Here is a 25,920-nt window from a genome sequence, read left to right on the forward strand (position 1 = left end):
GATAGGCGGCTAAAGCTACAACGTCGGCAGCGGCTGCCAAGCATCTACGCGGGCCAAAGCCTCGGCAGCACCAATGGCTTTGATGCAGGTGCAGGCGGCGGGCTGCTGCCGACAGTCCTGGCAGTCGGGCTTATCAAACACCAGATACTCGGCGTGCGGACCCAGCGGGGCCCAGCGGCCAGGGTGGATGGGCCGCATGGGCGGAAACAAGCCCAGCGCGTGCCGGCCCAGCGCGGCGGCCAGGTGCAGCGGGCCGGTGCCGGAAGCCACCAACCCGTCGGCGGCAGCAATGAAGGCCAGAAACTGCGGCAGGCTGAGCTGGCCGGTAAGGTCGATGAGCACGCCTTGGTGCTGCTGCAGCCACTCGCGCATGGTGTCGCCCTCGGCCTGGGTGCCGCTGACGAACACGCGGTGCCCGCGCTGGTGCAGGCCGCGGGCCAGCTGGCCGAAGTGCGCCAGGCCCCACTCGCGGCCGTGCCCGCGGGAGCGGGGGTGCAAGATGACGTTGAGCTGCCCGGGGTGCTGGCGCTGCAGCAGGGCGGCGTGCGGCTCCGCCAAGGGCTCGGCGGCCTGCAGCCGGCCCAGGGGAGCCAGCTCGGCCAGCGGGGGCAGCTGCGTCAGGCCCAGCGGGCGGAGCAGGTCCATGTTCAGCTGGGCCTCGTGCAGCGGTGAGTGGCGGCGGCTCAGGGCCACTAGGCGGTTGCAGCTCAGCCAGTGAAACCAGCGGTTGCGCGTGCCGATGCGCAGCGGAATACCGGCCCGGCGGCACAGGCTGGCCAGGCGGCGGCTGGGAAATACGTGGACTACGGCATCAGCCCCCACGGCCCGCAGGGCGCTGAGTTGCGCAGCTTCGGGCAGCTTCTGAAGGTCGTCGTCGCTGATGAAATCGTCGACGGCGGGGCAGGCGGCGGCCACGGCGCGGGTGTAGTCGCGGCCGAGCAGCACCACGCGGCAGCCGGGATACTGCTGCTTGAGCCAGCCGCACACGGGCAGGGTCAGCACCAGGTCGCCGATGGCGTCGGTGCGGCTGATGAGGAAGGTCTTCATGCAGTGGGCTTCCGGGTGAGGACGCGCAGCTTGGCGTATTTCAGAAACACGCCCCAGGCCGACAGCGTGGCAATGCTCAGGCCGGCGAAGCCGTCGAGCAGGCCGCCGCGCACGAGGTACAGGTGCCAGAATTTCCAGCCGGGCTTGAGGCAGAGTTGCAGCAGGCTGGCGCGCTTGCCCCGGGCCGCCAGCTCCTCGGCCCCGATGCTGGTGAAGCGGTTGAGCTGCTGCACGTGGCTTTCGATGCTGGGGTACGAGTAGTGCAGCAAATCGGCCCGGAGCTGGCCCACCGTCTGCCCGGGCTGCACCTCGTACCGCTCGTGCAGCAGCTGGCCCTGCCAGCTGCCCAGGCGCCGGTCATAGAGGCGCAGCTTCCGGTCGGGGTACCAGCCGCCGTGGCGCACCCAGTGGCCGCAGTAGTTGGTGAGGCGGGGCAGGCTGTAGCCGGCGTGCTGCCAGTCGGCGCACACGCGCTGAATTTCGGCCCGCAGCTCGGCCGTCAGCACTTCATCGGCGTCGAGCTGCAATACGTAATCGTGCCGGGCTTGGGCGGTGGCGAAGTTTTTCTGCGCCACGTAGCCCGCAAACGGGTGCTCCACCACGCGGGCTCCGTGCTCCTGGCAGATGGCCGCGGTGCAGTCGGTCGAGCCGGAATCCACGACCACCACGTCGTCGGCCACGCCGGCCAGGGCCGCGAGGCAGCGGCCGATGTTGGCCTCCTCATTGAAGGTGATGATGACGACGGAAAGGGGAACGGCGGGCATAGCGGCGGCAAATATCCGCCATTTGTTTGGCTGACGAGCACCGGACCGAACTGGTGAAAACAAAGCTGGGTGAGTCGGAAATATCAGTCCGGGCGCATAATAGGCGGTTCGGGGCCGCGTTGGAGGCGCAAACCGTCAATCATTATCCATGAAACATCGTCTGCTCCTGCTCATTGCTACCGCCTCCGCCGCGCTGGCAGCCTGCGACAAAGACCCCGAAACGGCCACGCCTACCACGCCCGACGCCTCCTTCCTACCCCTGCAAACGGGCAATTACTGGGTGTACCGCCAGTACCGGATTGATGGCCGGACGGGCGTGGCCACGGCTACCAACATTCTCGACAGCTGCTTTATCAGCAAAGACACCCTGATCCGGGGGCAGCGGTACTACAAGCTCGTGCGGCCGGTGCTGTACAGCGTCATTCCGGACAACCGCATCGTGCGCGACTCCCTGCATTACCTGGTCGACCACCACGGCCGGCGGCTGTTCAGCTCGCAGGATGCAACCAACATCCTCGACACGGAATACTCCACACTGAACCAAGCCGGGCGGACCGATACGGTGGTCCGTATGGTTTCGCGAATGATGCCCCAGGACACCACCATCAGCACCGCGGCGGGCACGTTCACGGTGAAGAAGCACCGGAAGACGCACATCTTCTACCCCAGCATATTTCCCGGTTATCAGCCCCGGGTGCTCCACACGCGTTACGCCAAGGATGTGGGCATTGTCACCGAAATGCTGCCCTTCTACGCCGCCGACCCCGACTACACCGAGCGGCGGCTGATCCGGTACCGGGTGCAATAAGCGGCTACTCGGTAACGGCGGCGGGGCGCGGGCGTAGGGGCCGGCGCCCCGCCGTTGCTTTTATGGCGGCCCGGCGCCCATCTTTACCCGTCCATCATCCGCCTTATTCCGTGTCGTTTGTCCGCTACCTCCGCCTGGGCCTGCTCTTCTGCCTGTTGCCCCTGCTGGCCCCTGCGCAGTCGAACTACTACCTGCGCAACGCCGACGTGCCCATGCCCCGGCGCCTCAATACCGTCCTGTATACCAACGTCGACTTCGACACCACCTTGGTCAACACCCAGGTAAATAAAGGGCAGATTATCGGCCGCACGCCGGATCAGCCCCTCGTGCGCTCCGTGCGCTACGGCCTGGCCATTATTGATTCCGAGCAGGCCTACGAAGCTGGCCAGTTTCAGCGGGCGGCGGAGCTGCTGGAAGAAGCGGCCCGGCACGAGCCCACCAACCCGTTCATCACCTACCAGCTGGCCCGCGCCCTCTACAAAACCGACGCTACCAAACCCCGCGCCTACACCCTCTACCGCCGGCTCGTCACCCAGCTCGACGCGGCCGCGCCGGCCACCGACTCCACCGTAGTAGTCGATTTGGGCTTCGTGGAAGCTTACTGGAAGCTCGGCACTCTATACATGGACAATGAGCAGTGGCCCGACGCCATTGTGAGCATTTCGCGCTTCCTGATGGGCGCCCAGACGCTCGATTACCTGCACCCGGCCCTGCACGAGCAGGCCCTGGGCTACCTCACCGAGTGCTTCTATCAGGTGCAGGACGCGGAAAAGTGCCGCTACTTCGGTCAGCGCGTGCTCAAGCTCTACCCGCGCAACGAATACGTGCGCCCCTACCTGGCCGGGCTGCCCAAGCCCAAAGCCGCTGCCGCTAAAGCCAAACCCACCGCCCGCAAACGCTGATTATTCCCCATGGCCGTTATCGAACACGAAACCATTACCCAGCAGTACGGCACGGCTCGACTCTGGCGCCTGCTGACGTACGTGCTGGCGCCCGTTGTTATCGTTGGTTTTCTCATCGGCGCGTACTTCATGGTGCGGGAAGATCCGACTGACAAAAACCCGCCGGCCTTGTCTTACGGTCTGGCCGCGGTGCTCCTGGGCTTCGCGGGTCTGTTCGCCTACGGCTTGCTCGACGTTATCCGCTGGCGGCTGATTATTACCCCGACCCGGATTATCAGCGCGGGTGCCTTCCGCACCCGCGAGCTGGCCCTGAACAACATCCGTGGCTTCCGTACCGACGAGAACTATACCCGGGTGCTGCCGCGCTGGGAAGGCCAGCCGGCCATCAAAATCGGCTACACCACCGAGGACTACGCCGGCCTGCAGCAGTGGCTGGCCCAGCATTACCCCGACCTGGACGTAGAACAGGAGCAGGAAAGCGAAGCCGCCATCCTGGCCGATACCAGGCTGGGCGCCGATGCCATGGAGCGGGCCGACCGGCTGGCCGCCGCCCGCCGCACCGCTACCGTGCTCAACTGGCTCAGCGGGGGCGTAGCCGCCTGGCTGCTGTTCCGGCCGCAGCCCTACGCCTGGGCCGTTGGGGCGGCGTTGGCGGTGCCTTTGGTGGCGGTAGCCGCGCTGTGGCGGCACCCGGGCGTGCTGCGCGTCGATGAAAACAAGAACTCGGCTTACCCTTCCATTGCCTGGGCGCTGCTGTTGCCCAGCCTGGCGTTGCTGTGGCGTAGCGCCACGGATGTGCAGCTCGTTGCCTATTCTCCGCTGTGGCCCAGGGTAGGCACGGTCGCGGCCACTATGGTGGTTCTGCTGATAGCTGGCAACCGGTATTTCCTGCGCCAGCGGACGGCCCGGCTGAACACTATCGTAGCCGCGGTTATCTGCGGCTTGTTCTACAGCTACGGGGCCACCGTGGCAGCCAATGCAGCTTTCGATCAAGCTACGGGCACGCTTTACCACCCGCGGGTGCAGGGCAAGCACGTCAGCTCCGGCAAAACCACTACGCATTACCTCACGGTCGAGCCCTGGGGCTCTTTCCACCAGCCCGACGACGTGGTAGTCAGCAGCCGTTACTACCGCCGTACGCCGCCGGGCGCTACCGTCACCATCCGGCTCAGCCCCGGCTGGCTAGGGATACCGTGGTATCAAGTAGTCGAGTAAGCGCACGAAAAAGCCCCGCCTGATAGCTCAGGCGGGGCTTTTTAACGGATTGCCGAAGCGGCTTAGTAGCGGTACAGATCCGACTTGAAGGGGCCTTGTACCGGGACTTTGATGTAGTCGGCTTGCTTCTCGTTCAGCTCGTCCAGCTCCACGCCGATTTTGGCCAGGTGCAGGCGGGCTACCATCTCGTCGAGGTGCTTGGGCAGGGTGTACACCTTGTTCTCGTAGCTGCCGTGGTTCTGCCACAGCTCCAGCTGGGCCAGCGTCTGGTTGGTAAACGAGTTCGACATTACGAACGAGGGGTGGCCGGTGGCGCAGCCCAGGTTCACCAGACGGCCTTCGGCGAGGACGATTACCTCTTTGCCGTCGATGGTGTAGAGGTCAACCTGCGGCTTGATGGTGTCCTTGGTGTGGCCGTAGTTCTTGTTCAGCCAAGCCATGTCGATTTCGTCGTCGAAGTGGCCGATGTTGCAGACGATGGCCTTGTCCTTCAGCGCGCGGAAGTGCTCCTCCGTCACGATGTCGCAGTTGCCGGTGGTGGTGATGACGATGTCGGCGTCCTTGATGGCATTGCTCATCTTCTTCACCGCGTAGCCGTCCATGGCGGCCTGCAGCGCGCAGATGGGGTCAATTTCCGTCACGATAACGCGGGCCCCGGCGCCGCGCAGCGAGGCAGCGGTGCCTTTTCCTACGTCGCCGTAACCGGCCACCACGGCCACTTTACCGGCCATCATGATGTCGGTGGCGCGGCGGATAGCGTCCACGGCCGACTCTTTGCAGCCGTACTTGTTGTCGAACTTCGACTTGGTTACCGAGTCGTTGATGTTGATGGCGGGCAGGGGCAGCTTGCCGGCTTTCATGCGCTCCACCAGGCGCAGCACGCCGGTGGTCGTTTCTTCCGAGATGCCGCGGATGCCGGCTACCAGCTCGGGGAACTGGTCCAGCACCATGTTGGTCAGGTCGCCGCCGTCGTCGAGGATCATGTTCAGGGGCTGGCGCTCCTCACCGAAGAACAGCGTCTGCTCGATGCACCAGTTGAACTCCTCCTCGTTCATGCCTTTCCAGGCGTACACGGCGGTACCCGCGGCGGCAATAGCGGCGGCGGCGTGGTCCTGCGTGGAGAAGATATTGCACGACGACCAGGTCACTTCCGCGCCCAGGGCCTGCAGCGTCTCAATCAGCACGGCCGTCTGAATGGTCATGTGCAGACAGCCGGCGATGCGCGCACCCTGCAGGGGCTTGCTCTCCCCGTACTGCGCCCGCAGAGCCATCAGACCGGGCATTTCGGCCTCAGCCAGGCGGATTTCCTTGCGGCCCCACTCGGCCAGCGAAATGTCTTTTACCTTGTACGGTACGTAGGTCTTGGTCTCAATCATGGTCGTTCGCGGAATTGTCGCAATTTAACTGCAAAGATACCCAATTTGTTCAGGGTAAAATATGATTCGCGCGCACACGAAAAAAGCCCGGGCGCTAACCCAGGCTTTTTGCGGTGAAATCCAGCTTTTGCTAGTTGTTCTGAATGATAGTAGCCTGGGCCTGCTGCGCGGCCGGCACCCCTGCGCCGGCAATGCCCCGGACCACGATGGTGTAGATTTTGCCGGCCTCGTAGTTCTTCACCCCGGTGCCGGTGCCGGTACCATCCCCCACCGATAAGACGGTGGTGCGCGGAGTACCGGCCGTAATGCCCAGATTGAGCTGGCCGGCGTTGATGGCGAAGAAGTTGGAAGCAGCGCCGAAGGCTACATCAGAGGAAATATCGGTGCCGGGTACGCCGGGCACCGCCGACGGCGCCGTGAGCCGGACCGGGGTAGGGGCATTCACGGCCAGATGCACCACCCGGACCTTGGCTTGGCCCGAAGCCGGCGCGCTGAGGTCGTCGGTGATGGTCAGCAGCGAAGGCGTAGCCCCGATGGTAGCCGAGGGCGAATAGGCAAAGGAGGAGTAGTTCTGGTCCTTGGCAATATTCAGCCCCTGGGTGGTCAGCGTCTGGCTGCCGTTGTTGATGCGCAGCGTCGGCGTACCGGTGTTGACGTTCAGGTAAGCGCTGTTCTGGCCGTAGTTCAGCTGACCGACCTGCTGGTCGTTGACGAAAGCGGTGACTTGCACGTTGGAAGCGGCGGCGGCGTGTACCAGCAGCAGCTTGCCCTGGTCGGGCACGGGCGTGGGGGCAGTGTCGTCGTCATTGTTGCCGCAGGCGGCGGTGAGCAACGCGGCGGGCAAAGCGGCCAGCAACAACAGCTGGCGCGTACGATTGAACGGGTGGTTCATGGAACGAAAAATTAAGTTTGACCACATGCGTTGTGCCTGAGAACGTAACGTTCGTCGGTTTTGTTGGGCTGTTCGTCGGAAGTTGAATATTTCCGAGTATCCGTACCGTAACTTTGTTGCATGACGTTTTCCGCCCTGCTCGCTCCTTCGCGCCGTCGTCGCGCCGCTGCCTTTTTGCTGCCCGCGCTGGTAAGCGCTGCTCCGGCCTTGGCCCAGCAGCCCGCCGCCAAGCCGAGCAATACGCCCGACATTCGCCTCGCCCCTGAAGACCAGGACCGCGGCCTGAACGGCGTGCAGAAAAACTTCTGGTTCCGCACCGACGAAAGCGGAGAATACAAAAATGCCGGCTTCTTCGGCCAGCGCCTGCGGCCCTACCTGACCGATCAGGAAGCCATCAGCAACCTCGACGCTTACCGGCGGCAGCGCTGGCTGCACCTGAGCGAACGGCTGGTGTTTGTGGGCGCCGCCGGGGTGTACGCGCAACAGGTCCTGGCTACCGACAAGCCGCAGTATTTCAGTAACGTACAGAAGGCTGCTATCGGCGTGGCCGTGGTGAGCCTGCTGTCGAATACCTTTATTACCCGCCACACCAACCAGCACTTTATGCGGGCTGTGGAGGCGCAGAACGCCACCTTGCCGGCGGCGCGCCGTATGGGACTAGACCGCGTGAAGCCCGACCTGCTCGGCGTGACGGCCCCCACCGGCCGGCCGCAGCTGCTGGTCGGCTGGACACTGCGCTAGTCGTACCTTTGCGCCTTTAGGCGCTATCTTACCGTTGTGATGGACGTTTCCCTGTCGGCAGCGGCCCGGCAATACGTGGCCGAGCACCTGCACGACGACCCCGCCAAGCTGGCCCTGCAGGCCCGCCGTTACCCTAATCTGCCCGTGCCCGAGTTGGTACGCCAGATTCAAGCCCGCCAGAAGGCCAAAACCAAGCTGCCCGCCTGGGCTGCCAATCCCGACCTCGTGTTTCCGCCCGCCTTGTCGGTGGAGCAGGCCTCTTCGGCGCGCACGGCCGCGTTCAAGGCCAGCCTCGTGGGCGGCACCCGCCTGGCCGACCTCACCGGCGGCTTCGGCGTCGACAGCAGCTATTTCGCCCGCGCGGTGCAGGAAGTGCACTACGTGGAGCGCAATGCGCCGCTGGCCGAGGTGGTGCGCCACAACCTGGACGTGCTCGGCGTATCGAATGTGCACTGCCACGTGGGTGACGCCGCCACCTGGCTGCGCGAACAGCCCGACGGGCACTTCGACTGGATTTACCTCGACCCGGCCCGGCGCGACACGGCGGATAAGAAAATCTTCCGCCTGGCCGACTGCGAGCCGGACGTGCTGCGCCTGCTGCCGCTGCTGCTGCGCAAGGCCGAGCGCGTGCTGCTCAAAACCTCGCCCATGCTCGACGTAGACCAAGCCATTCAGGAGCTGGGCTGCGTGCGCCGCCTGTGGGTGGTGGCCGTCGACAACGAGTGCAAGGAAGTGCTGTACGAGCTGGGCCAGGAAGCCGCCGTGGACCCCGAGCGGCTGACGGTAAACCTGCTGCGCGACGGGCGGGAGCAGACGTTCCGCTCGAACCGCACCCGCGAAGCCAAGGCCGTACCGCGCTACGCCGAGCCGCAGGACTACATCTACGAGCCCAACGTGGCCGTGCTGAAGGCGGGCAGCTTTAAGAGCGTGGGCACCAGCTTCGGCCTGCTGAAGCTGCACCAGCACAGCCACCTGTACACTTCCAATCAGCTGCGCGAGGACTTTCCCGGCCGCATCTTCCACTGCCGGGCCGTGGCCCGCTACGACAAGAAGGAACTGCTCAGCCACCTCGGCCCCGAGCAGCGCGCCCACGTCACCACCCGCAACTTCCCCGACTCGGTAGCCGAAATCCGGCACCGCACCGGCATCCGCGAAGGCGGCACCACTTACCTGCTGGCCACCACCGACCTCACCGGCCGCCTCATCGTGCTGGTGTGCGAGCGGCTGGCCCCCTGACGGGCGGTGAAATAGTGAGGTGGTGAAATGGTGAGTTGACGTTCAAACCACACTTGGCAGCCACAAGCCCGATACGGCCCCGACAACGCTTGTTGTCGGGACCGTTTGCGCATTCAGGGTACCTGAACATCAAACTCACCATTTCACCGCCTCACTATCTCACCGTGCCGGGCTCGTCCACTTGCTATCCTTGAGGCGGAAACGCCAAGGCAGGGCGGCGTCGGCGCCGGCGTAGTCGATGCCGACGCGGGGGCTGGCCAGCACGTTGTCGGGTGCGACGGGCTCGTGGTGGTCTTCCAGCCAGATAAGGTCGCCGGTGAGGTCGGTGCCGTAGTGCTGCGTGCCGATGCCCAGGGCCTGGGTGAGCAGGCCGGGGCCGGCAGTGAGGTTGCGGGCCGGCTGGGCGAGGCCGCGGCGCAGCTGCATTTCGGGCAGGCCCTCGGTGGGCTCGATGGCGCGGATAAGCACGGCGTCGGCCTTGCCGGCGACGTTGGTGATGATGTTGAACAGGGCGTAGCGGCCGTAAATCAGGTAGACGTAGGCCACGCCCCCGGCTTCGTACATGACGCGGGTGCGCTTGGTGAAGCGGCCCAGGTGGGAGTGGCAGGCCTGGTCGTCGATGTGGGCGTAGGCCTCGGTTTCGACGATGCGGCCGCCGGTCAGTACCCCGTCGATGCGGGAATAGACGTATTTGCCGAGCAGGTCGCGGGCCAGGGCCACCACATCGGGCTGCTGGTAGTAAGTGAGCGGAAGTTTCATGGCGCTTTGTACGGCCCCGGCTGGCCGCGCGCTTCTTCCGTGCGCCCTGAACTGCTAAGCCCAGCGCCGCAACGGCATTGCGTGGCTCCGGCAGCAGCGTTTCGGCAGGCCCGGGACCGGCCCGCGCCGCCCGAATCAGCGTCATCAGTGTAATCAAGTCAAATCAGCGGTTTATCTTTGCCCCCGCATGGGTGGCCAGACCCCGATTGGGGGGCGCGGCTGAAAAGGGAATGCCGTGAGATTCGGCGACTGTCCCCGCAACTGTAAGCTTCACCGCATGCGTCGGGCACCGCTCGCCACTGTTCCGCTGAAGGAGGCCGCTCGGGCCGCCGGAGGAATGGGAAGGCCGCCCGGCGCGAAGCAAGTCAGGAGACCTGCCCCTGCGCATCTTAGTGTTCGGCGCCTGCGGAGGACGGGCGGAGAATGAATCAATTTCCCGGGCTTGGCCGCCTTGCGGCGCCGGCCTGTCTTGCCTGATTCTGCCTCGGCCCGGCTACCAGCACCGCTGCGGTGCTGCGCGCCTGGTCCTGGACCGAATTTTTCGCCCTCGAAAACTTTGGTTCGGACGTACGCCTTTTTCCCCTCTGCGCTGCGGCGCGGCTGGCTTGTCGCGCTGCTTTTCGGCAGCAGCCAGGCCCCGGTGTGGGCGCAGTCGGCCGCGCTGCCCGCCGACACCAGCCGGCGCGTGCTGCCCACCGTGCAGGTACAGGCCCTGCGGCCCGCCCGCTACGCCGCCGGCAGCCGCTTCACCTCCCTCGACTCGGCCGCGCTGGCGCCCTACCGCAGCAGCACGGTGGCCGAGGCGCTGTCGGCGCGCACGCCGCTGTACCTGCGCACCTACGGGCCGGGGCAACTGGCTTCAATGTCGATTCGGGGCACGGCGGCGCGGCACACGGCGGTGCTCTGGCACGGCTTCTCACTGAACTTTCCTTCCCTTGGGCAGGCTGACCTGAACTTGCTGCCGGTGGCGGCGGCGGCCCGCATCGACGTGCAGCACGGCCCAGCAGCGGCCCAGTACGGCACCGGCGCAGTGGGCGGTGCGGTGGTGCTGGGCACGGCCCCGGTGGCCCGCGGCACCCAGGTGGCCGGACTGCTTGAAGCCGGCAGCTTCGGGGCGCTGACGCTGGGGCTGACCGGTTCGGACCGCACGGACCGGGTGAGCGTGCGCACCAGCTTTCAGCAGCGCACGGCCCAGAACGATTACCCCTACACCGTGCGCGAGTTTGCCGGGGAGGTGCGCCGCCGCCAGCGCAACGCCGCCCTCAGCCAGAGCAGCCTCACCCAGGATATCAGCGTGCAGTTGAATCCGCGGGCCGAGCTGTTTGCCGCCGCCTGGCTCACGGCCTCCGACCGGCAGATTCAGCCCGCACTGGGTATTCGCGACGTGCATGCCCGGCAGCGCGACCAGAGCGGCCGCCTGGTGCTGGGCTACCGGCAGCGCCACGCCCGCGGCGAGACGCTGGTGCAGGCCGCCTGGTTTGGCGACGCCATCTTGTACGCCAGCGACGAGCTGGCCACCAGCCACTCTTACACCCAGGTACGCCAGGCCCAGGCCGAGCACACCTTCCGGCCGCGGCCCAACCTGCAGGTGCGCGCCGGTGCCGAGGGCCAGCAGTTCGTGGCCCGCGTCGACGGCTACGGCGGGCGCATCACGGAGTGGCGCGGGGCCGCCTTTGCCCTGCTGCGCTACGACCCCACGGCCCGGCTGCGGCTCACGCTGAACGCCCGGCAGGCCTTTATTCCGAACCGCCGTCCACCCCTGGCGCCTACGCTGGGGGCCGAGTGGCAGCTCTGGCGCACAGCCGGGCAGCAGCTTTGGCTCAAGGCCAACGCCGCCCGCAGCTACCGCGCCCCCACCCTGAATGACCGGTACTGGCGCCCCGGCGGCAACCCCGACCTCAAACCGGAGCTGGGGCTGGGCTACGAAGCCGGCCTGCACCACGAAACGGCCCTGAACGCGGCCCACACCCTGCTGCTGCAAACCGAGCTGACGGCTTACCGCCTGGTGGTCGACGACTGGATAGAGTGGCCCCAGGACCCACTGACCGGCTACTACAGTCCGCGCAACCTGCGGCAGGTGCGCACCCAGGGCCTCGAAGCCAGCAGCACCCTGCGCTGGCAGCTGGCGGCCTACCAGCTCAGCGCGACGGGCGCCTACACCTTCACCCAGGCCCAGAAAACCCAGGGCACGCCGCTGGATACCGACCCGGTGGGCCGGCAGTTGATGTACGTGCCGCGCCACGCCGCCGCGCTGAATACCGACCACCGCTGGCGCCGCTGGACGCTGTCGACCAACGCCAGCTTTACGGGGGTGCGCTTCACTGATGCGGCCGCCGTGACGGAGCTGCCCGCCTACGCCGTGCTCAACGCCTCGGTGGGCCGGGAGCTGACGGCCGGGCGCTGGCAACTGACGGCCCTGCTGCGCGGCTTCAACCTCACCAACCAGGAATACCAGAACTACGCCTTCCACGTGATGCCGCCGCGCGCCTGGGCCCTGAGCCTGCGTGCCGCCTGGCAGTAGCCAAGTCTTAACCCGACCTTCTTTCACTCCCTTTCCGATATGAAAAACGTTTTCCGCCCGGGCTTCCCGGCCCTCCGCACCTTCGCCGGCCTGCTGGCCGCCGGCCTGCTCTTCAGCAGCTGCGACGACGACAAAGTCACCACCGAACCGGCCGTTGTGGTGGCCGGGCAGTCGGTGCTGGTGGTCAACGAGGGGCAGTTCAACCAGCCCAACAGCGCTGTGAGCCTGTACAACAAGAGCACCAAGGCCGTAGAGCGTAACCTGTTCCAGAAGCAGAATCAGCGCGAGCTGGGCAACGTGGCCCAGTCGATGACGGTTATCGGCGACCGGGGCTACATCGTGGTCAATGCCGACGGGCGCGTGGAGGTGGTCGACATGAAGAACTTCAAGGCGGTGGCGCAGATTACCAACCTCTCGCAGCCGCGCTACCTGACCAGCACCGGCAGCCGGGCCTTCCTGACGGAGTGGCGTGGCAACTACCCCAACTACACTGCTGGCCGCGTGTCGGTTATTGACCTGAGCACCAACACCGTGGCGCAGCAAATTACGGTGGGCGTCAACCCGGAGCAAATCCTGCTGGCCGGCGGCAAGCTGTACGTGGCCAACAGCTACGGCAATACGCTCTCGGTTATCAACCCCGGTAACAACACGGTGGAATCGTCGGTGACGGTACCCGACGGACCGCGCCAGCTGGCGGAAGACGCAGCCGGCAATATCTGGGTGCTGTCCGACGCTTTCCTGACGCGCTTCAACCCCGCCACGCCGACGCAGCAGACGCGCATCGGCATCACCAGCGACTACCGCAACGGCAACCTGCGCCTGAACGCGGCCCGCGACCAGGTGTACGTGTCGATTGCCGGGGCCGTGTACCGCTTTGCCACCACGGCCACGGCCCTGCCCACCACGCCCTTCCTGCGCCGCAACCTCACCGGCCTGGGCATCGACCCGCAGGACAACACCGTGTACGCCGGTGCCGGCTCCTACACGGCCGACGGGCGCGTCATCCGCTACACCACCACGGGTACGGTTATCGACTCGTTTAACGTAGCCATTGCGCCGAACAGCTTCCTGTTCTACTAAGCAGCTCCGTCCGCGTAGCAAAAAAGCCCTGCCGCTCGCGCGGCAGGGCTTTTTTGCTATCCGTTGGGCTAGGCATTACTGGTCGGCTTTGCCGTCGTTGTCGTGGTCTTGCCGCTCGCTGCCGTTCTGGTACATGCGCTCCTGCTCGCTCACGGCGCCTTCGCGCTGCACGCGGCCGCTGTCGATGCCGTCGTTGGCAGTTTGGGCGCCGGGGTTGCGCGGGTATTTGTCGTGGCCGGTTTCAACGTTGGTGTCGCCGGATTCGGTGCCGGTGCTGCAGGCGCTGAGGCCGGCCGTCAGCAGCAGGGCCGCGCCCAGGTAGCGCAGGCTCCGCAGTGGGTGGAATAAGGTGTTCATGGACGTGAGAGGAGAGAGGGTAAATGTGGTTCGGGCAATATACGCAGCCGGCCTTGGCGGCGGAAGCCTGCGTGCTAGCCCAAACGCTAATGCGGCGGCCCGGGTTATCTGGCCGGCCCGGCGGCGGGGTAGCTCCGCCGAAACGCCGCCGCTGACCAACTCTAGCGTTAGGCTACTCCACAACCCAGGTTGCCTGTTCCCAGCCGGGACCTGACGGCTGAACCGCCACCCGCCATTGAATCCTATCTTTGCCCCCATGGCTGCTCCGCGTCGTCGCTCCTCCCCGAAAGCTTCCGCCTTTTCTCACCCGCTGCTGCGCCGCGCCGGCATTTTGCTGGCGGTGAGCTTTGTGCTGTCGTTTGCGCTGATAGCTTATTTGTTTGGACTGACCGAGGGCTTTTTCGGGCGGCTGCTGGGGGCTACGTTCGTGTGGTTTGTGCTGCTGGGTGTCACTTTTCTGGCCGTGGTGCCGTTTGTCAACTGGGCGGCCGAGCACTGGTTTGGGCGCACCTGGGCCGAGGCCCCTACCCCGCAGCCCACGCGCCGCAAGGCCACGAACACGCCCAAAACGCCCGCCGCGCCCAAGCCCGCCCGCTACGCGCCCCGCTCGTCTGCCAACTCCGACTAAGCCCGCCATGACCACCGAGCTGCACATCAAGAACATGGTTTGCCCGCGCTGCATCAGCACGGTGCAGCAGATTCTGGAAGCAGCCGGCCTGCGCCCGGTGGCGGTGACGCTGGGCCACGCCACCCTCGACGAAGCTACGCCCGCCGACCCGGCCCAGGTGCAGCCGCTGCTGCAGGCGGCCGGCTTCGAGCTGCTGCAGAGCCGCGACGAGCAGCTGGTGGACCAGGTAAAAACCGCCCTGGCCGAGTACCTGGAGCACCTGCGCACCGCCCGGGCGCCGCTGACCACGTCGGCCTTCCTCGAAGAGAAGTTTGGGGCTTCCTACGCCCACCTGAGCAAGCTGTTTTCGCGCCTGGTGGGCCTCACGTTGGAGAAATACCTTATCCGCCTGAAAATCGAGCGGGTGAAGGAGCTGCTCAGCTACGGGCAGCTCACCCTGGCCGAAATTGCCGACGAGCTGCGCTACAGCTCCTCCCAGCACCTGAGCACCCAGTTCCGGCAGGTGACGGGCCAGACGGTGACCGAGTATAAGGCCAACCCGCAGCGCACTTCCCTCGACCAGTTGGCCTAGCCTCAGGGCTACTCCGCGTCGTGCATGTAGCAGAAGCTGCCCCGGTCGAGGGCCAGCTCCTGGCAGCCTTCGTGGGCGCAGCGCACGGTGGCCCGGCGCGGGCCGGGCGGCGGGCTGTAGCTGTCGAGGAAGCCGCTTTCCAGGCGCATGCGGTTGATGGTCCGCACGATGTTGCGCAAGGAATCGGCGCCGGCAATCAGGCGCGGGCCGGCGCTGGTGGGGTGAAACTGGTGGCCGTAGATGCGCGCCAGCGCCGCCTCGATTTCCGCTACCGTCGGGCGCAGCTGCGCCCGGTATTCGGCCTGAATCTTCTCGTACAAGGCTTTCCTGGACATAGCACTGGCGTGTACGCAACGCGCCGGACCAGCGACGACGCCGCGGCTCAAATTACCACCGGTCCGCGGCGGCGCCGAAAATCGTACGGCCAAACGGCGAATCTTGCACCAACCACGGGGGTCTGAGCGGGGTATGTAGGCTAGTATTTACCGCCGTTCCCAATGAAACCTCTTCTGCCCTTGCTGGCGCTGTGGCTGCCCCTGGCTGCCGCCGCCCAACACCATCAGCATCAGCCGGCCCAGCCGGCGCCGACGCCCCGCCCGGCCTCACCCGCGGCCGCCCCGGATACCACGCACCGCGGCCACGCCATGCCCGCCCCCAACCACGCCGGGCACCAGGGCCAGCCGCCGGCCGTCGACCATAGCCAGCACGCCGGCCACCCGATGCCGGGCACGGCGGCCGATTCCAGCCACCAGCATATGATGCACGGCGGCATGGAGGGCATGTCGCACGCGTACTCGCGCAATCTGCCCATGTCGCGCAACGGCTCGGGCACGGCCTGGCAGCCCGACGCCACGCCCATGTACATGTGGATGAGCCACCACGGCCAGTGGATGGTGATGAACCACGGCGCCATCTTCGGGCGCTACACCAACCAGAACATCGGCCGCTCGGGCCCCGAGCGCGGCGGCAGCACCTGGGACGCGCCCAACTGGTTTATGACCATGGCCCAGCGCAACGTGGGCCGCAAGGGCCTGCTGAACCTGACGGCCATGATTTCCCTGGACCCGCTCACCGAGGGCGGCAACGGCTACCCGCTGCTGTTTCAGAGTGGCGAGGCGTACCGGGGCCGGCCGCTGGTGGACCGGCAGCACCCGCACGACCTGTTTTCGGCGCTGAGCATCGGCTACACCCACGCTTTCAGTGCAGACGTGGACCTGACGCTGTATCTGGGCTACCCCGGCGAGCCGGCCGTGGGCCCCACGGCGTTTATGCACCGCATTTCGGCCATGCCCAACCCCGACGCGCCCCTCTCCCACCACTGGGTCGACGCGACGCACATCACCTTCGGGGTGGCCAGCGTGGGGCTGCGCTACAAGCAGTTCAAAATCGAGGGCTCGAACTTCACCGGCCGGGAGCCCGACGAGCACCGCTACAACTTCGACCGGCCCCGCGCCGATTCCTGGGCCGGCCGCCTGCAGTGGGCGCCCACCAAGGAGCTGGTGCTCGAAGCCGGGCAGGCTTACATCAAAAGCCCCGAGGAGCTGCACCCCGAGGACAACGTGACGCGCACCACCGCCGCCGTGCTGCACTCCCGCCAGTGGGCCGATTACCGCTTTATGGCTTCCTCACTCATCTGGGGCATGAACAAATCGGACCACGGCCGGGAGCATTCGGCCCTGGCCGAAACCAACCTCACGCTGGGCCGCCCCACCCTGTACGGCCGCTACGAATTCGTGCAGAAAGACGCCGACGAGCTGCAGGTGCCCCACAACGAGGAAACCGAAACCAGCTTCAACGTCCATGCCCTCACGCTCGGCACCAGCTACCGCCTCACCCAACTGGGCCAGAAAGGCCCCGAGCTGCACCTGGGCGCCCAGGGCACCGTGTACCGCCCCGATGCGGAGCTGCGCGGCTACTACGGCCGCACGCCGGTATCGGCCCAGGTATATCTGCGCCTCAACGCCCCGCTCATGCGCATGAGCGGCATGAAGATATAGGCGCGGACATACTTGCACCCTTTTCGACTGCCTTTTTAGGCAGTCAATAGAAACCTACGCTGTAATCAGCTACTCTCCTCAGTTTAATACGGTAAGGCTTGGTCCGGGCGGAGTCAAAAGGCACTTTCGCCCTCAATGTCATGTGTATCCTGGGTGGCTTCCCCCACGCCGTGATATATTGGATGTTGCCTCGGCTGGTATACGGTATATGAGCACTAAAATATCCCTTGGCGTCGGTTGTCTTCCTGATCCACCCCACCTTCACCTGCGCCCCAGCCTGACGTACGCCCCACCAGTTGCGCACCACTCCCTGCACAAGAAATAAGCTGTCAGAGATAGTAAACGGGGTAGGCTGTAGAGCGGCCGGCAGCATCCCTTGTTCATTGGTTTCAGGCGTTGCGCTTTGCGCCCGCGCTTTCAGCCCGAATACCGACCCCAGTAGCAGAACCCCGGCCACGGCCCAGCGCCGAAGCCCGGTTACGGGCTGCGCGGCCGCCAGCATCGGCCGCCCCACCTGGTCTTCCCGAAACCGCCCGCAACGGTTGCCTGGGATAGTATGGCGCAGAAATGCCACTACCTCCGCATCCGTCATTTGAGTAAAGTCGACGACCAGGGTTTGGCAGGCGGCGCAGTGCCGGCCCAGGTCGGTAGGCGTCATGGCCTCCCAGCTTTCGTGGCAGGGCGCGGGCTGCTGAATGGTAACGGGCTGCATCATAGCGCGGTTATAAGCAATGCGACGGGAGCCGTGAAAATAGGAGTTTGTACCATCAGCGGCCCCGTGCGCCGTACCTTTGCGGGCACCTTTGCCGCCCCGTGGCGGTTGTTGCCCCGTGCCGACGACTTCTACCCCGCCCCTGCGCATCCTGCTCATCACCCCGCCGCTCACGCAGCTGAACACCCCGTACCCGGCCACGGCCTACCTCACGGGTTTCCTGCGCGGGCGCGGCTACCACGCTGCCCAGGCCGATATCGGCATTGAGCTGGTGCTGCGGCTGTTTTCGGCCGCGGGGCTGCGCCGGGTGTTCGACGCCGTGGAGCAGGGCGGGTTCGAGCTGTCGGACAACGCCCGGCGGATGCTGCGCCTGCGCCGCCGCTACGAAGCCACCGTGGAGCCGGTCATCCGCTTTCTGCAGAACAAGGACCTGACGCTGGCCTCGCGCATCTGCCACGGCCGCTTCCTGCCCGAAGCCGCCCGCTTCGACAACGTGGCCGACCTGGAAACCGCCTTCGGCACCATGGGCCTCACCGACCAGGCCCGGCACCTGGCCACGCTCTACCTCGAAGACCTGGCCGATCTGCTCAAGGAAACCGTCGGCCCGCAGTTCGGCTTCTCGCGCTACGCCGAGCACCTGGGCCTCACCGCCACGAGCTTCGACGAGCTGCACGCCGCCCTGCAAACCGCCCCGAACCTGGTGGATGAAATCATGCTGGAGTGCTTCGAGGCGCTGCTGGCGCGCGAGCAGCCCGACGTTATCGGCTTCACGGTGCCCTTCCCCGGCAACCTTTACGGCGCCCTGCGCCTGGCCCAGTACGCCAAGCGCCAAAACCCGGCGGTGCGCACCCTGATGGGCGGCGGCTACCCCAACACCGAGCTGCGCGGCATCAAGGAGCCCCGCTTTTTCGACTACATCGACTACCTCACCCTCGACGACGGCGAGGGGCCGTGGCTGCGGATTTTGGAGGTGGTTTCTGGTCGCTCGTTGCTGGTTGCTAGTTCAATAGCTGGCACAGATGTATATCACCAACAACTAGAAACCAGCAACGAGCAACCAGAAACCCAATTCCAGCGCACCTTCCTGCGCAACCCGGCCACCGGCCAGGTAGAGTATCACAACGAAGCCACCACGGCCGACATTCCGCACACCGAAATCGGCACGCCGGACTACGACGGGCTGCCGATTCGCGACTACCTCTCCGTCATTGAGGTGCTGAACCCCATGCACCGGCTCTGGAGCGACGGGCGCTGGAACAAGCTCACCGTGGCCCACGGCTGCTACTGGAAGCGCTGCAGCTTCTGCGACGTGACGCTGGACTACATTGCGCGCTACGAAACCGCCCCGAGCACGTTGCTGGTCGACCGCATCGAGCAAATCGTGCAGCAGACCGGGCAGACTGGCTTTCACTTCGTCGACGAGGCCGCGCCGCCCCTGGCCCTGCGCGACCTGGCCATCGAGCTGCTCAAGCGCCGCGTGAGCATCACCTGGTGGGGCAATATCCGCTTCGAGAAGACCTTCACGCCCGACCTCTGCCGCCTGCTGGCCGCTTCGGGCTGCATTGCCGTGTCGGGTGGGCTGGAAGTGGCTTCGGATAGGCTGCTGGCCCTGATGGAAAAGGGCGTGACCATTGCCCAGGTGGCGCGCGTGACGGAGGGCTTCACCCAGGCCGGCATCATGGTGCACGCCTACCTGATGTACGGCTTCCCCACCGAAACCGCCCAGGAAACGGTGGATTCGCTGGAAGTGGTGCGGCAGCTGTTTCAGGCCGGCATCGTGCAGTCGGGCTACTGGCACCGCTTCGCCATGACGGCCCACTCGCCCGTGGGCAAGAACCCGGCGAAATACAAGGTGCGGCAAATCGGCCCCGAGCCCGGCGCCTTCGCCTGGAACGACCTTTGGCACGACGACCCCACCGGCGCCGACCACGAGCAGTTTGGTCCCGGTCTGGCCAAGGCCCTCTACAATTACATGCACGGCGTAGCCCTGCACGAGCCCCTGCAGTTCTGGTTCGACTTCCGGGTGCCCCGCCCCACCGTGCCGCGGCAGCTCATCGAATCGGCCCTCACCGAGCCCGGCAAGCCCGACTTCGCCCGGCAAAACCAGCGCCTGTTCTGGCTGGGCAACGCCCCCGAGCTGCGCCTGGAAACCCGGCAGAAAAAAGGCCGCGCCACCGAGCAGGCCGTGCTGACCTTCTACGAGCAGGCCGAGGACTTTGAGCTGAAAACCACGCCCGTCATCGGCCGTTGGCTGACCGACCTGCTCACGCGCCTCGCCACCGATTACGACTCCAAGCTGCTGCTGAAAGAGGCCGCCGCTTCATTTCCGGCCGCCGAAGCCGGGCTGAGTTTCGAGTCGCTGCTGGTATCGCCGGCCTGGCTGCTGCTGCGCGAGAAAGGCTTGCTGCTAGTGTAGGTCGGCGGGGCAGTTGCGCCCGCCTTAGCTCCGAGCCAGCAGCTTATTCCCCGCCCAGTGCAGAACCGCAATAGCCGGCAATACTGTGGCCGTAATCAGCAATCCGCCCAGCAGAAACGAGGTCGGCATCATGCCGCAGGTTGCGCGGTACAGGCGGCCGGCATCGTTCTGCTGCCCTACTAGCTGCGCGGCGGCGAAAGGCGTCAGCAGCCCGAGCAGCGTTGCCGCTACGTAGGCGCGCTGCGGCCGCACCGGCAGGCTCCGAAAACGGGGGTACAGCAGCAGGAACAGCTGTGCGAATACAGGCAAGGCAATAAGTAGCAGAGCAAGCATCGGGCGAGTGAGCTAATGCAAAAACACGCCCTTGATGCCCTCAGCGGCCGGAACGTAACCCGCTCAGCCACTCCCACAGGCTGGGCGCCAAATCGGCGGGCGGCAGCGGCCAGCGCCGTACCGAATCGGCCGGGGCGGGCAGCAACAGCGCCCCGTTGGCCAGCGCGTACACCTTCACGCCCGATTGGGGCTGGCCCGCCACGGCCTTGCGCAGCAGCTGACTACTTTCGGGCACGTTGAGGGCGGTATCCCGGCCGCCGTACAGGCCCAGCACCGGTCGGCGCAAGCCGCGCCGACCGCGGGACCGTAGCCAGGCTTGGTCGGGCCCCGCAAGCGCGGCGCCCTGCACAATCAGCCCCGCGGGCCGCGCCCCGGCCGCCACGGCCAGCAGCGCCGCCCGTCCGCCGCTCCCCGCCGCCCACACGCCCACCCGGCCGGAGTCGACACCGGCGGCGCCGTAGTTGCGCAGCAGCTGCAGCGCGGCGCTCAGCTGCCGGGCGGCCACCGAATCGGGCTGGGCGCCGGGCGCCGCTACCGTCACCACCATGCCCTGCCGGGCCAGCCAGTCGGCCCACCCACAAGCCGCTCCGAAGCCGCCGGGCGCGGCCCAGAGCAGCAGCGCGGGCCGCCGCTGCACGGTATCCAGCGGCACAAAGCTGCGCGCGGCCGGCTGGCCCGAGGCGCGGATGACGGCGTAGCTGGGCAAATCGGGGGTGCCGCGGCGCACGGCCACCAGCTCGGCCCGCAGCGTATCGTTCAGCCACACGGTGCCGGTCAGGAAGTTGGGCTCCTCACGCAGAGCCAGGCGCGAGCCGCCGGGCAGCCGGGCCGTCAGCGCCGGGGCCTGGTAGGCCACACTGTCGAACCAGCGGCTGTAGGGCGGGGCGGCGGGGGTCCGCAGCAGTAGCTGCACGCTGCGGCTGACGGTATCCTGGGTCAGATTCAGCACCACAGGCAGCTCGGCGCCGCGGTAAGTGAGCGTGCCTTCGTAGCGGCCGGTGGGCGCGGCGGGCGGCTGCTCGGTGGCCGCCGGCGTGCAGCCCGCCAGCCCAACGGCCAGCCTCAGCAGCGTTCCGGTCCAGTCCACCGCTTTTCGCATACTCAGAGCCCCTTGCGGAGGATAAAATCGTTCTGCACGTCCTGGCCCACGCGGTATTCCGTCTCGCCAATCTGCTTAAAGCCCTTGCGGCGGTAGAATTCCTGGGCCTTTTCGTTTTTCTCCCACACGCTCAGCACCAAGGTCCGACAGCCACGCTGCCGGGCTTCGTCGAGGCAGCGCCGGAGCAGGGCCGCGCCCAGCCCGGTACCCTGCCAGTCCTCCTGCACGTACAGGCGCTGCAGCTCGGCGCGGGTGCGCACGTCGGCCCCCGCCTCCGCTCCCAGCCCCGAGCCCACGTAGAGCTTGGCGTAGCCGACGAGTTGTTGCTGCATCAGGGCCAGGAAGAACACCGTATTGGCGTCCTGCAGCTCGGCCAGCTGCTGCTCCGGCCCAAAGTGCTCGGCCAGGTACTCCGCCATGTCCTCGGGCCGGTTCTGCGCGGCGTAGGTGTCGGAGAAGGTCTGGCGGCCAAACTCGGCCAGCTGGGCGGCTATGGCCGCCGTACGCTTGGCGGCAATGATGCGCAGGGGTGAGGACATACGAAGGGGAAAGCTCAGCCCAAAGTTAGTCAACCCGGTACAGGCGCCAGCCGATAAACAGCGCCGCCCCACCGACCAGCAACGACCAACCGTTGCCCAGGCCCGCCGCGCCCAGTACCACGCAGCCGTACAGGTTCACGGCTAGCATCAGCGCCCATAAGCCAGCAGGGCAATTCCCAGAAGCAGGCGCCACCAAGGACGCGGAGGTTGGTAAGCCACGCTCACGAAGTAAAGACGCCTCAGGAAATCCGGCCCTTGCCCGGCTCATCGGATATACGCCCGTCCTGTCGCATACGCCAGCCGTAGCGAATAATGAGTACGCCCAAACTCAGCATCAGCACCGACAGCACCAGGTAGGTGGTCTGCACGGCGTTCCAGCCGCCCTGCTGCCATTCGGCCGCCGTCACGGCAAAGCGCAGCACCTGCGCAATGACCAGCAGTCCGCCCGCCACTATCAGCATCAGCCCGACCAAACGGCGGGTTGTCGGGGAAAGAGTAGAAGCCATGTCCAAATCAACGCAATATCTGCCAGCGCGTTGCGCCGCCCCAAATCACACTGGGGCATCAAACCAGTTGGATATTCGCTCCGCCTGTGTATTTTTGCTTTACCAAATCCATCAGCGGGAGTAGCTCAGTTGGTAGAGCATCAGCTTCCCAAGCTGAGGGTCGCGAGTTCGAGCCTCGTTTCCCGCTCACTGAAAGACAAGCACTTAGGCTCATACCTGAGTGCTTGTTCTGCTTCTGGGGCAATCTACGGGGCAAACTACCCGTACCCATGATCGACGTGAAGGATGTGAACCAGGTTTCCGACTTCGACGGGAAACCCTTGGAAAGCGTCGTGTGAGCATCCCCCTCTCGGGGAGGAGTTGTGAGGTCTGACTAGATCGGTTCGGCGAACAACCCGACTCCCCACTTCACACGGCTGGGGTTGTCGGTGAATGTCTTCAAGGTCCAGATGCAGGAGTTTTCCTTGTCAAGCCATTGGTTACCTCCCTTGTAGACCATGCTCTGATTACAGAAGTCACCGAAGAACTTGAAGTACTGGTCGTACTGACCGATCCAGCCGTACTTCTGCACTACACCCCGGTCAAGGTAACAGCATATCAGAAGCTTGGGTTGTCTCGAATCCCGGTACGTGACCATGGGAGTACCGTCTTCAGCGAGTTTTTCCTCCCATCCGAAGAAGTCGCTAGAGCGTTGGTACGTGGTTCTGAGGTCGGAAAACGATGCTCGGAGCATGACCTGACCATGAGTCAGGGTTGTAACGAAGAGGAAGCTACAGAGCAGAAAAAGGCGGTTGAGGTGCTTCATACACATCGCAGGTTCTTGTAAGGTTCTGGGGTTTCTGCGCGCACAGGTCAGTAGCATTTGCGGCAAGCGCGTTTACCGAGCTGCTGAGCTTGTGCGGCGGACATGATGTGGATTTCGTGAGTGCAGCGCGTGAGTCCGCTGCACGTTTTTTGTCGGTGGTAGGCTACCGATGCTTTGCTGACACACACGTAGACAGATGCCGAGCGCGGCGCAGGTGCCATTCCACGCGACGGTAGAAGAAAACTGAACAGCACGCCGATTGTGCTGGTCACGATGATAGAGCGCACTCCGATATGTGGTTAGGACGACAGACTTGTCTTCTGAACCAGAACTCTCTCGTTCGCACAGTTCAGACCTAAAAGTAAAAACTTCGGATCATTCTTTAACATATATGCTAAAGACGTGTCCAAAGTACTATCGGAGCTTGCTCCCCGTGAAGAACCCGGGTGGAGTCAAAGCTTTCGGTGAGCATCTGCGTCGGCTGCGTGAGCAGCGTGGGATGAGCCAAGTGGAGCTTGCCGACTACGCTAACGTGTCGAACGTAACCGTGCATAGGATTGAAACAGCGCAGTTTGCAGCCACCATCGACGTTTTGTTGTCGCTGACCAAAGCGCTGCAGATTCCCCTTCACGAGTTGGTGAAGGTTCCCGGCATGGAAGAAGCCGACTGAGAAACCCGCCCGGTGCAGTACCGGAACGGGTTCTCAAATAAACGGTCAGCTCAGGTACCAGCTCGTAGCACGACCTTCCACGGCGTCTTGTACTTGCAGTGTGAAATCCAGCGCGTTGATGGACCGGTCGAGAAATTGATCAACGTAGGTCGATTTGCAGGCGTTGGTGAACAGGTTGTACAACCGCCACAAGTTGATGTTGCCGTTATCATCGCGGCAGAACCGTTCATCGCGGTAGTAGTCCCGACACACGGTTCCGAGTTGCTGATCCCCGTACAGCAACGCAGGGATTTGCTGACGAGCGGCGGCAGGTAGGTGCTGGTACATGCGGCACCGCCCGATGAGCTGCGCGAACTGGTGCTCGGTCAGCGCGTACTCCGTCAGCGCCTGCATCTGTCGTAGATGCCGGTGTTGCTCGTAGCTACTGATCAACTGGTATACGGCGGCACGTAGTTGGTCCAGGCTTCCTACCCGTAGGTCGCCTATGTACCCGTCAGTTCGCACGCAAAGGTTCGTGCAAACGAGGTTCTGGAAACCGATGAACAGCTTGAAATGCTCGGCGGAGCCGCGTCTGCCGCTCACGTTGTCAAGGTTGTACGCCTTGACGCCGCCCACAACGAGGGAGAGTTGGTTTCCACCGACATAATCATAGATGCTCGGCAGCTCGATGCAAAACGCGAGACGTTCGTAGTAGATCGTACGCTCATGGTCCTCAAGCTGGTTAGCAGGTTTGTTGCGCGCCTCTGGGATGCGTCCTTTGATCGGGTGGCTGACTCGTATCTGCGGTTCGAGAATCCGTTCCCCGCGAAAGACGTCGTACACGACTTCTTCGGCAACTTGGATAAAGTCCCCTTGCGAGATGAGAGGTTCGTTATCACGCGCATACACAGGGATGATGTGGTCACGGCGAATTTCCTCCGGCGTAACGACGATGGTATTTGCTTCGATGAACGCACGGGATGTTGAAGAAGCAGAAGAGCCAGGCACTTGCGTACCTGGCTCTCGAACGATGTGAAGATTAGTCGTAGGGGTCGGAGTTGCGGGGCTAAGCCGCATGAGCGTGGTTTCCATGCTGTGATGTGGAAGAAGTTTGAGAAGATGAGGAAGCAATGCGGTGTTTGTGCTGCTGAAAGTCAGGACGCAGCGCGTCTTGATCTGCCGGTGTGAGCTGGTGGTAGAGGTCGGTGAGGTCGGCGATGGTCACGCACGCGCTGATCTGTGCTCGAATAGCCTCGTGCGGGTCGGCGGGACGCATGGGAACTGAACCAGAGCGGCACCAGTCAAGTAGCGCTTCACCGGTCCCCTCTCCAAGTCGGAACGATGGTTGATCCGCGAACAGACGGGTTCGGTCTTTGGTCGCTGCGGCGTTGTGCCGTGTATCCAGTTCAAACACGAGCGTAAACTCGTACTCGATACCGTCGCGCTGGATGGGTTTCATGCCGACTTTCTCCGGCACGTTGGACTTGCCGTTTTTCTCGGACAGAACATACTCGGTTTTTGCACGAACACACGCCACGACGTGTAGCGGCGAACGGGCGATGCGCTCTACGAAGGCATTGTGACGCGGCGTGACCTTGGACCAGTTGCTGAAGCTGTTACCGGGCAGCGAGGAATGGTAGTCGAGCAGGTGTTCCCAGCACGGCGAGATGCTGTCCAGCACTACTACCTCAACGCCGGAAGCCTCACAGACCGACAGCGCTTCCCCATACCGCTCAGGGGTGAACGGCGCTGTTGGCGATAAGACCAGAAAGGGTCCTAAGTCCGCGTACAGGTCGGCGCTACGCTCCGTGTCGATGACAGCGACTTTTGACCAGTCACCACCCGCAAGACCAACGGCGACGAGCAGTGCGCTCATGGTCTTTCCCGCACCGCTGGGACCTTGCAAGAGCAGTCGCATCCGGCACTGTTGCCGATCAGCGCGACTTAAGTTTAGCTGTGTTTTCAAC

Annotated in this window: 28 protein-coding genes, 1 tRNA gene and 1 riboswitch; of the genes, 13 read left to right on the top strand and 16 right to left on the bottom strand. The window is 64.8% G+C overall.

Annotated elements, in window-relative coordinates; translation table 11 throughout:
• Nucleotides 1-15 precede the first annotated feature (15 nt).
• On the bottom strand, nt 16-1,047 hold the full coding sequence (locus tag EJV47_RS00435; protein WP_126691168.1) for a glycosyltransferase family 9 protein: 1,032 nt from the start codon (nt 1,045-1,047) through the stop codon (nt 16-18).
• On the bottom strand, nt 1,044-1,811 hold the full coding sequence (locus EJV47_RS00440) for a glycosyltransferase family 2 protein (protein WP_126691169.1): 768 nt from the start codon (nt 1,809-1,811) through the stop codon (nt 1,044-1,046). Before EJV47_RS00440 ends, EJV47_RS00435 begins: the two co-directional genes overlap by 4 nt.
• 148 nt (nt 1,812-1,959) lie before the next feature.
• Here EJV47_RS00440 and EJV47_RS00445 point away from each other — a divergent pair, with 148 nt between their 5' ends.
• From EJV47_RS00445 to EJV47_RS00455, 3 genes are all read left to right on the top strand, one after another.
• On the top strand, nt 1,960-2,619 hold the full coding sequence (locus tag EJV47_RS00445; protein ID WP_126691170.1) for a hypothetical protein: 660 nt from the start codon (nt 1,960-1,962) through the stop codon (nt 2,617-2,619).
• A gap of 110 nt (nt 2,620-2,729) precedes the next feature.
• The gene (locus EJV47_RS00450) at nt 2,730-3,521 is read left to right on the top strand and encodes a tetratricopeptide repeat protein (RefSeq protein ID WP_126691171.1); all 792 of its coding nucleotides are present in this window, start codon (nt 2,730-2,732) and stop codon (nt 3,519-3,521) included.
• A 9-nt stretch (nt 3,522-3,530) separates the two neighbouring features.
• Nucleotides 3,531-4,736, top strand: coding sequence for a hypothetical protein (locus EJV47_RS00455; protein ID WP_126691172.1), 1,206 nt, complete (start codon nt 3,531-3,533; stop codon nt 4,734-4,736).
• Nucleotides 4,737-4,798: 62 nt separating this feature from the next.
• On the opposite strand, the gene ahcY is transcribed toward EJV47_RS00455, so the two are convergent.
• Nucleotides 4,799-6,112, bottom strand: a complete 1,314-nt coding sequence (gene ahcY, locus EJV47_RS00460; RefSeq protein WP_126691173.1) for an adenosylhomocysteinase — start codon at nt 6,110-6,112, stop codon at nt 4,799-4,801.
• Nucleotides 6,113-6,242: 130 nt separating this feature from the next.
• Entirely contained in the window at nt 6,243-7,004 is a 762-nt protein-coding gene (locus EJV47_RS00465) for a DUF4397 domain-containing protein (protein ID WP_165903558.1), read from the bottom strand.
• Nucleotides 7,005-7,124: 120 nt separating this feature from the next.
• Here EJV47_RS00465 and EJV47_RS00470 point away from each other — a divergent pair, with 120 nt between their 5' ends.
• Both EJV47_RS00470 and EJV47_RS00475 read left to right on the top strand, forming a co-directional pair.
• Complete coding sequence (locus EJV47_RS00470; RefSeq protein WP_126691175.1) at nt 7,125-7,745, top strand: hypothetical protein; 621 nt, start codon at nt 7,125-7,127, stop codon at nt 7,743-7,745.
• Between the two features lie 39 nt (nt 7,746-7,784).
• Nucleotides 7,785-8,981 carry a class I SAM-dependent methyltransferase gene (locus EJV47_RS00475; RefSeq protein WP_126691176.1) on the top strand — a complete coding sequence of 399 codons (1,197 nt, stop codon included), beginning with the start codon at nt 7,785-7,787 and terminating at the stop codon, nt 8,979-8,981.
• Nucleotides 8,982-9,140: 159 nt separating this feature from the next.
• Here EJV47_RS00475 and EJV47_RS00480 read toward each other — a convergent pair whose 3' ends face one another.
• Entirely contained in the window at nt 9,141-9,740 is a 600-nt protein-coding gene (locus EJV47_RS00480; protein ID WP_126691177.1) for a DNA-3-methyladenine glycosylase, read from the bottom strand.
• A gap of 172 nt (nt 9,741-9,912) precedes the next feature.
• A riboswitch (cobalamin riboswitch) is annotated at nt 9,913-10,136 on the top strand.
• A 160-nt stretch (nt 10,137-10,296) separates the two neighbouring features.
• Here EJV47_RS00480 and EJV47_RS00485 point away from each other — a divergent pair.
• Nucleotides 10,297-12,261 carry a TonB-dependent receptor gene (locus EJV47_RS00485; RefSeq protein WP_126691178.1) on the top strand — a complete coding sequence of 655 codons (1,965 nt, stop codon included), beginning with the start codon at nt 10,297-10,299 and terminating at the stop codon, nt 12,259-12,261.
• Between the two features lie 39 nt (nt 12,262-12,300).
• Nucleotides 12,301-13,341, top strand: a complete 1,041-nt coding sequence (locus EJV47_RS00490; RefSeq protein ID WP_126691179.1) for a DUF5074 domain-containing protein — start codon at nt 12,301-12,303, stop codon at nt 13,339-13,341.
• A gap of 75 nt (nt 13,342-13,416) precedes the next feature.
• On the opposite strand, the gene EJV47_RS00495 is transcribed toward EJV47_RS00490, so the two are convergent.
• Nucleotides 13,417-13,698, bottom strand: a complete 282-nt coding sequence (locus EJV47_RS00495) for a hypothetical protein (RefSeq protein ID WP_126691180.1) — start codon at nt 13,696-13,698, stop codon at nt 13,417-13,419.
• A 256-nt stretch (nt 13,699-13,954) separates the two neighbouring features.
• Between EJV47_RS00495 and EJV47_RS00500 the strand changes: the two genes are divergently transcribed.
• Together EJV47_RS00500 and EJV47_RS00505 are read left to right on the top strand one after the other, a co-directional pair.
• Nucleotides 13,955-14,326: a hypothetical protein gene (locus EJV47_RS00500; protein WP_126691181.1), complete on the top strand. Its 372-nt coding sequence runs from the start codon at nt 13,955-13,957 to the stop codon at nt 14,324-14,326.
• A gap of 7 nt (nt 14,327-14,333) precedes the next feature.
• Nucleotides 14,334-14,897 (top strand): helix-turn-helix domain-containing protein, encoded by a 564-nt coding sequence (locus EJV47_RS00505; RefSeq protein ID WP_126691182.1) that lies wholly within the window; start codon nt 14,334-14,336, stop codon nt 14,895-14,897.
• 8 nt (nt 14,898-14,905) lie between these two features.
• On the opposite strand, the gene EJV47_RS00510 is transcribed toward EJV47_RS00505, so the two are convergent.
• A complete protein-coding gene (locus tag EJV47_RS00510) occupies nt 14,906-15,232 on the bottom strand; it encodes a hypothetical protein (protein WP_126691183.1) in 327 nt (108 codons plus the stop codon).
• Nucleotides 15,233-15,394: 162 nt separating this feature from the next.
• Here EJV47_RS00510 and EJV47_RS00515 point away from each other — a divergent pair, with 162 nt between their 5' ends.
• The gene (locus EJV47_RS00515; RefSeq protein ID WP_126691184.1) at nt 15,395-16,894 is read left to right on the top strand and encodes a hypothetical protein; all 1,500 of its coding nucleotides are present in this window, start codon (nt 15,395-15,397) and stop codon (nt 16,892-16,894) included.
• 43 nt (nt 16,895-16,937) lie between these two features.
• On the opposite strand, the gene EJV47_RS00520 is transcribed toward EJV47_RS00515, so the two are convergent.
• A complete protein-coding gene (locus EJV47_RS00520) occupies nt 16,938-17,609 on the bottom strand; it encodes a hypothetical protein (RefSeq protein ID WP_126691185.1) in 672 nt (223 codons plus the stop codon).
• Between the two features lie 115 nt (nt 17,610-17,724).
• Here EJV47_RS00520 and EJV47_RS00525 point away from each other — a divergent pair, with 115 nt between their 5' ends.
• On the top strand, nt 17,725-20,022 hold the full coding sequence (locus EJV47_RS00525) for a B12-binding domain-containing radical SAM protein (protein WP_243650962.1): 2,298 nt from the start codon (nt 17,725-17,727) through the stop codon (nt 20,020-20,022).
• A 24-nt stretch (nt 20,023-20,046) separates the two neighbouring features.
• On the opposite strand, the gene EJV47_RS00530 is transcribed toward EJV47_RS00525, so the two are convergent.
• From EJV47_RS00530 to EJV47_RS00545, 5 genes are all read right to left on the bottom strand, one after another.
• Entirely contained in the window at nt 20,047-20,355 is a 309-nt protein-coding gene (locus EJV47_RS00530; protein WP_126691186.1) for a hypothetical protein, read from the bottom strand.
• Between the two features lie 40 nt (nt 20,356-20,395).
• The gene (locus EJV47_RS00535; protein ID WP_126691187.1) at nt 20,396-21,454 is read right to left on the bottom strand and encodes a hypothetical protein; all 1,059 of its coding nucleotides are present in this window, start codon (nt 21,452-21,454) and stop codon (nt 20,396-20,398) included.
• 2 nt (nt 21,455-21,456) lie between these two features.
• On the bottom strand, nt 21,457-21,993 hold the full coding sequence (locus EJV47_RS00540) for a GNAT family N-acetyltransferase (protein ID WP_126691188.1): 537 nt from the start codon (nt 21,991-21,993) through the stop codon (nt 21,457-21,459).
• 25 nt (nt 21,994-22,018) lie between these two features.
• Entirely contained in the window at nt 22,019-22,141 is a 123-nt protein-coding gene (locus EJV47_RS28830) for a hypothetical protein (protein WP_279389048.1), read from the bottom strand.
• 91 nt (nt 22,142-22,232) lie between these two features.
• Nucleotides 22,233-22,499 (bottom strand): hypothetical protein, encoded by a 267-nt coding sequence (locus EJV47_RS00545; protein ID WP_126691189.1) that lies wholly within the window; start codon nt 22,497-22,499, stop codon nt 22,233-22,235.
• A 114-nt stretch (nt 22,500-22,613) separates the two neighbouring features.
• Between EJV47_RS00545 and EJV47_RS00550 the strand changes: the two genes are divergently transcribed.
• Nucleotides 22,614-22,686 (top strand) — tRNA-Gly (locus EJV47_RS00550).
• A 186-nt stretch (nt 22,687-22,872) separates the two neighbouring features.
• Here EJV47_RS00550 and EJV47_RS00555 read toward each other — a convergent pair.
• On the bottom strand, nt 22,873-23,304 hold the full coding sequence (locus EJV47_RS00555) for a hypothetical protein (protein ID WP_126691190.1): 432 nt from the start codon (nt 23,302-23,304) through the stop codon (nt 22,873-22,875).
• Between the two features lie 433 nt (nt 23,305-23,737).
• On the opposite strand from EJV47_RS00555, the gene EJV47_RS00560 reads away from it, so the two are divergent.
• Complete coding sequence (locus tag EJV47_RS00560) at nt 23,738-23,974, top strand: helix-turn-helix domain-containing protein (protein WP_165903559.1); 237 nt, start codon at nt 23,738-23,740, stop codon at nt 23,972-23,974.
• Between the two features lie 45 nt (nt 23,975-24,019).
• On the opposite strand, the gene EJV47_RS00565 is transcribed toward EJV47_RS00560, so the two are convergent.
• Nucleotides 24,020-25,045, bottom strand: coding sequence for a DUF3871 family protein (locus EJV47_RS00565; protein WP_243650963.1), 1,026 nt, complete (start codon nt 25,043-25,045; stop codon nt 24,020-24,022).
• A complete protein-coding gene (locus EJV47_RS00570) occupies nt 25,020-25,871 on the bottom strand; it encodes an AAA family ATPase (RefSeq protein WP_279389052.1) in 852 nt (283 codons plus the stop codon). The genes EJV47_RS00565 and EJV47_RS00570 overlap by 26 nt, the downstream gene beginning before the upstream one ends.
• Nucleotides 25,872-25,920: the final 49 nt, after the last annotated feature.

Origin of the sequence: Hymenobacter gummosus (genome assembly GCF_003970915.1) — a bacterium.
Lineage (GTDB): Bacteria > Bacteroidota > Bacteroidia > Cytophagales > Hymenobacteraceae > Solirubrum > Solirubrum gummosum.

Coding starts and splice junctions, on each gene's coding strand:
- EJV47_RS00435 (WP_126691168.1), bottom strand. CDS start 1,047: ATGAAGACCTTCCTCATCAGCCGCACCGACGCCATCGGCGACCTGGTG.
- EJV47_RS00440 (WP_126691169.1), bottom strand. CDS start 1,811: ATGCCCGCCGTTCCCCTTTCCGTCGTCATCATCACCTTCAATGAGGAG.
- EJV47_RS00445 (WP_126691170.1), top strand. CDS start 1,960: ATGAAACATCGTCTGCTCCTGCTCATTGCTACCGCCTCCGCCGCGCTG.
- EJV47_RS00455 (WP_126691172.1), top strand. CDS start 3,531: ATGGCCGTTATCGAACACGAAACCATTACCCAGCAGTACGGCACGGCT.
- ahcY (WP_126691173.1), bottom strand. CDS start 6,112: ATGATTGAGACCAAGACCTACGTACCGTACAAGGTAAAAGACATTTCG.
- EJV47_RS00465 (WP_165903558.1), bottom strand. CDS start 7,004: ATGAACCACCCGTTCAATCGTACGCGCCAGCTGTTGTTGCTGGCCGCT.
- EJV47_RS00470 (WP_126691175.1), top strand. CDS start 7,125: ATGACGTTTTCCGCCCTGCTCGCTCCTTCGCGCCGTCGTCGCGCCGCT.
- EJV47_RS00475 (WP_126691176.1), top strand. CDS start 7,785: ATGGACGTTTCCCTGTCGGCAGCGGCCCGGCAATACGTGGCCGAGCAC.
- EJV47_RS00480 (WP_126691177.1), bottom strand. CDS start 9,740: ATGAAACTTCCGCTCACTTACTACCAGCAGCCCGATGTGGTGGCCCTG.
- EJV47_RS00490 (WP_126691179.1), top strand. CDS start 12,301: ATGAAAAACGTTTTCCGCCCGGGCTTCCCGGCCCTCCGCACCTTCGCC.
- EJV47_RS00495 (WP_126691180.1), bottom strand. CDS start 13,698: ATGAACACCTTATTCCACCCACTGCGGAGCCTGCGCTACCTGGGCGCG.
- EJV47_RS00500 (WP_126691181.1), top strand. CDS start 13,955: ATGGCTGCTCCGCGTCGTCGCTCCTCCCCGAAAGCTTCCGCCTTTTCT.
- EJV47_RS00505 (WP_126691182.1), top strand. CDS start 14,334: ATGACCACCGAGCTGCACATCAAGAACATGGTTTGCCCGCGCTGCATC.
- EJV47_RS00510 (WP_126691183.1), bottom strand. CDS start 15,232: ATGTCCAGGAAAGCCTTGTACGAGAAGATTCAGGCCGAATACCGGGCG.
- EJV47_RS00515 (WP_126691184.1), top strand. CDS start 15,395: ATGAAACCTCTTCTGCCCTTGCTGGCGCTGTGGCTGCCCCTGGCTGCC.
- EJV47_RS00520 (WP_126691185.1), bottom strand. CDS start 17,609: ATGATGCAGCCCGTTACCATTCAGCAGCCCGCGCCCTGCCACGAAAGC.
- EJV47_RS00530 (WP_126691186.1), bottom strand. CDS start 20,355: ATGCTTGCTCTGCTACTTATTGCCTTGCCTGTATTCGCACAGCTGTTC.
- EJV47_RS00535 (WP_126691187.1), bottom strand. CDS start 21,454: ATGCGAAAAGCGGTGGACTGGACCGGAACGCTGCTGAGGCTGGCCGTT.
- EJV47_RS00540 (WP_126691188.1), bottom strand. CDS start 21,993: ATGTCCTCACCCCTGCGCATCATTGCCGCCAAGCGTACGGCGGCCATA.
- EJV47_RS28830 (WP_279389048.1), bottom strand. CDS start 22,141: ATGCTAGCCGTGAACCTGTACGGCTGCGTGGTACTGGGCGCGGCGGGC.
- EJV47_RS00545 (WP_126691189.1), bottom strand. CDS start 22,499: ATGGCTTCTACTCTTTCCCCGACAACCCGCCGTTTGGTCGGGCTGATG.
- EJV47_RS00555 (WP_126691190.1), bottom strand. CDS start 23,304: ATGAAGCACCTCAACCGCCTTTTTCTGCTCTGTAGCTTCCTCTTCGTT.
- EJV47_RS00565 (WP_243650963.1), bottom strand. CDS start 25,045: ATGGAAACCACGCTCATGCGGCTTAGCCCCGCAACTCCGACCCCTACG.
- EJV47_RS00570 (WP_279389052.1), bottom strand. CDS start 25,871: ATGCGACTGCTCTTGCAAGGTCCCAGCGGTGCGGGAAAGACCATGAGC.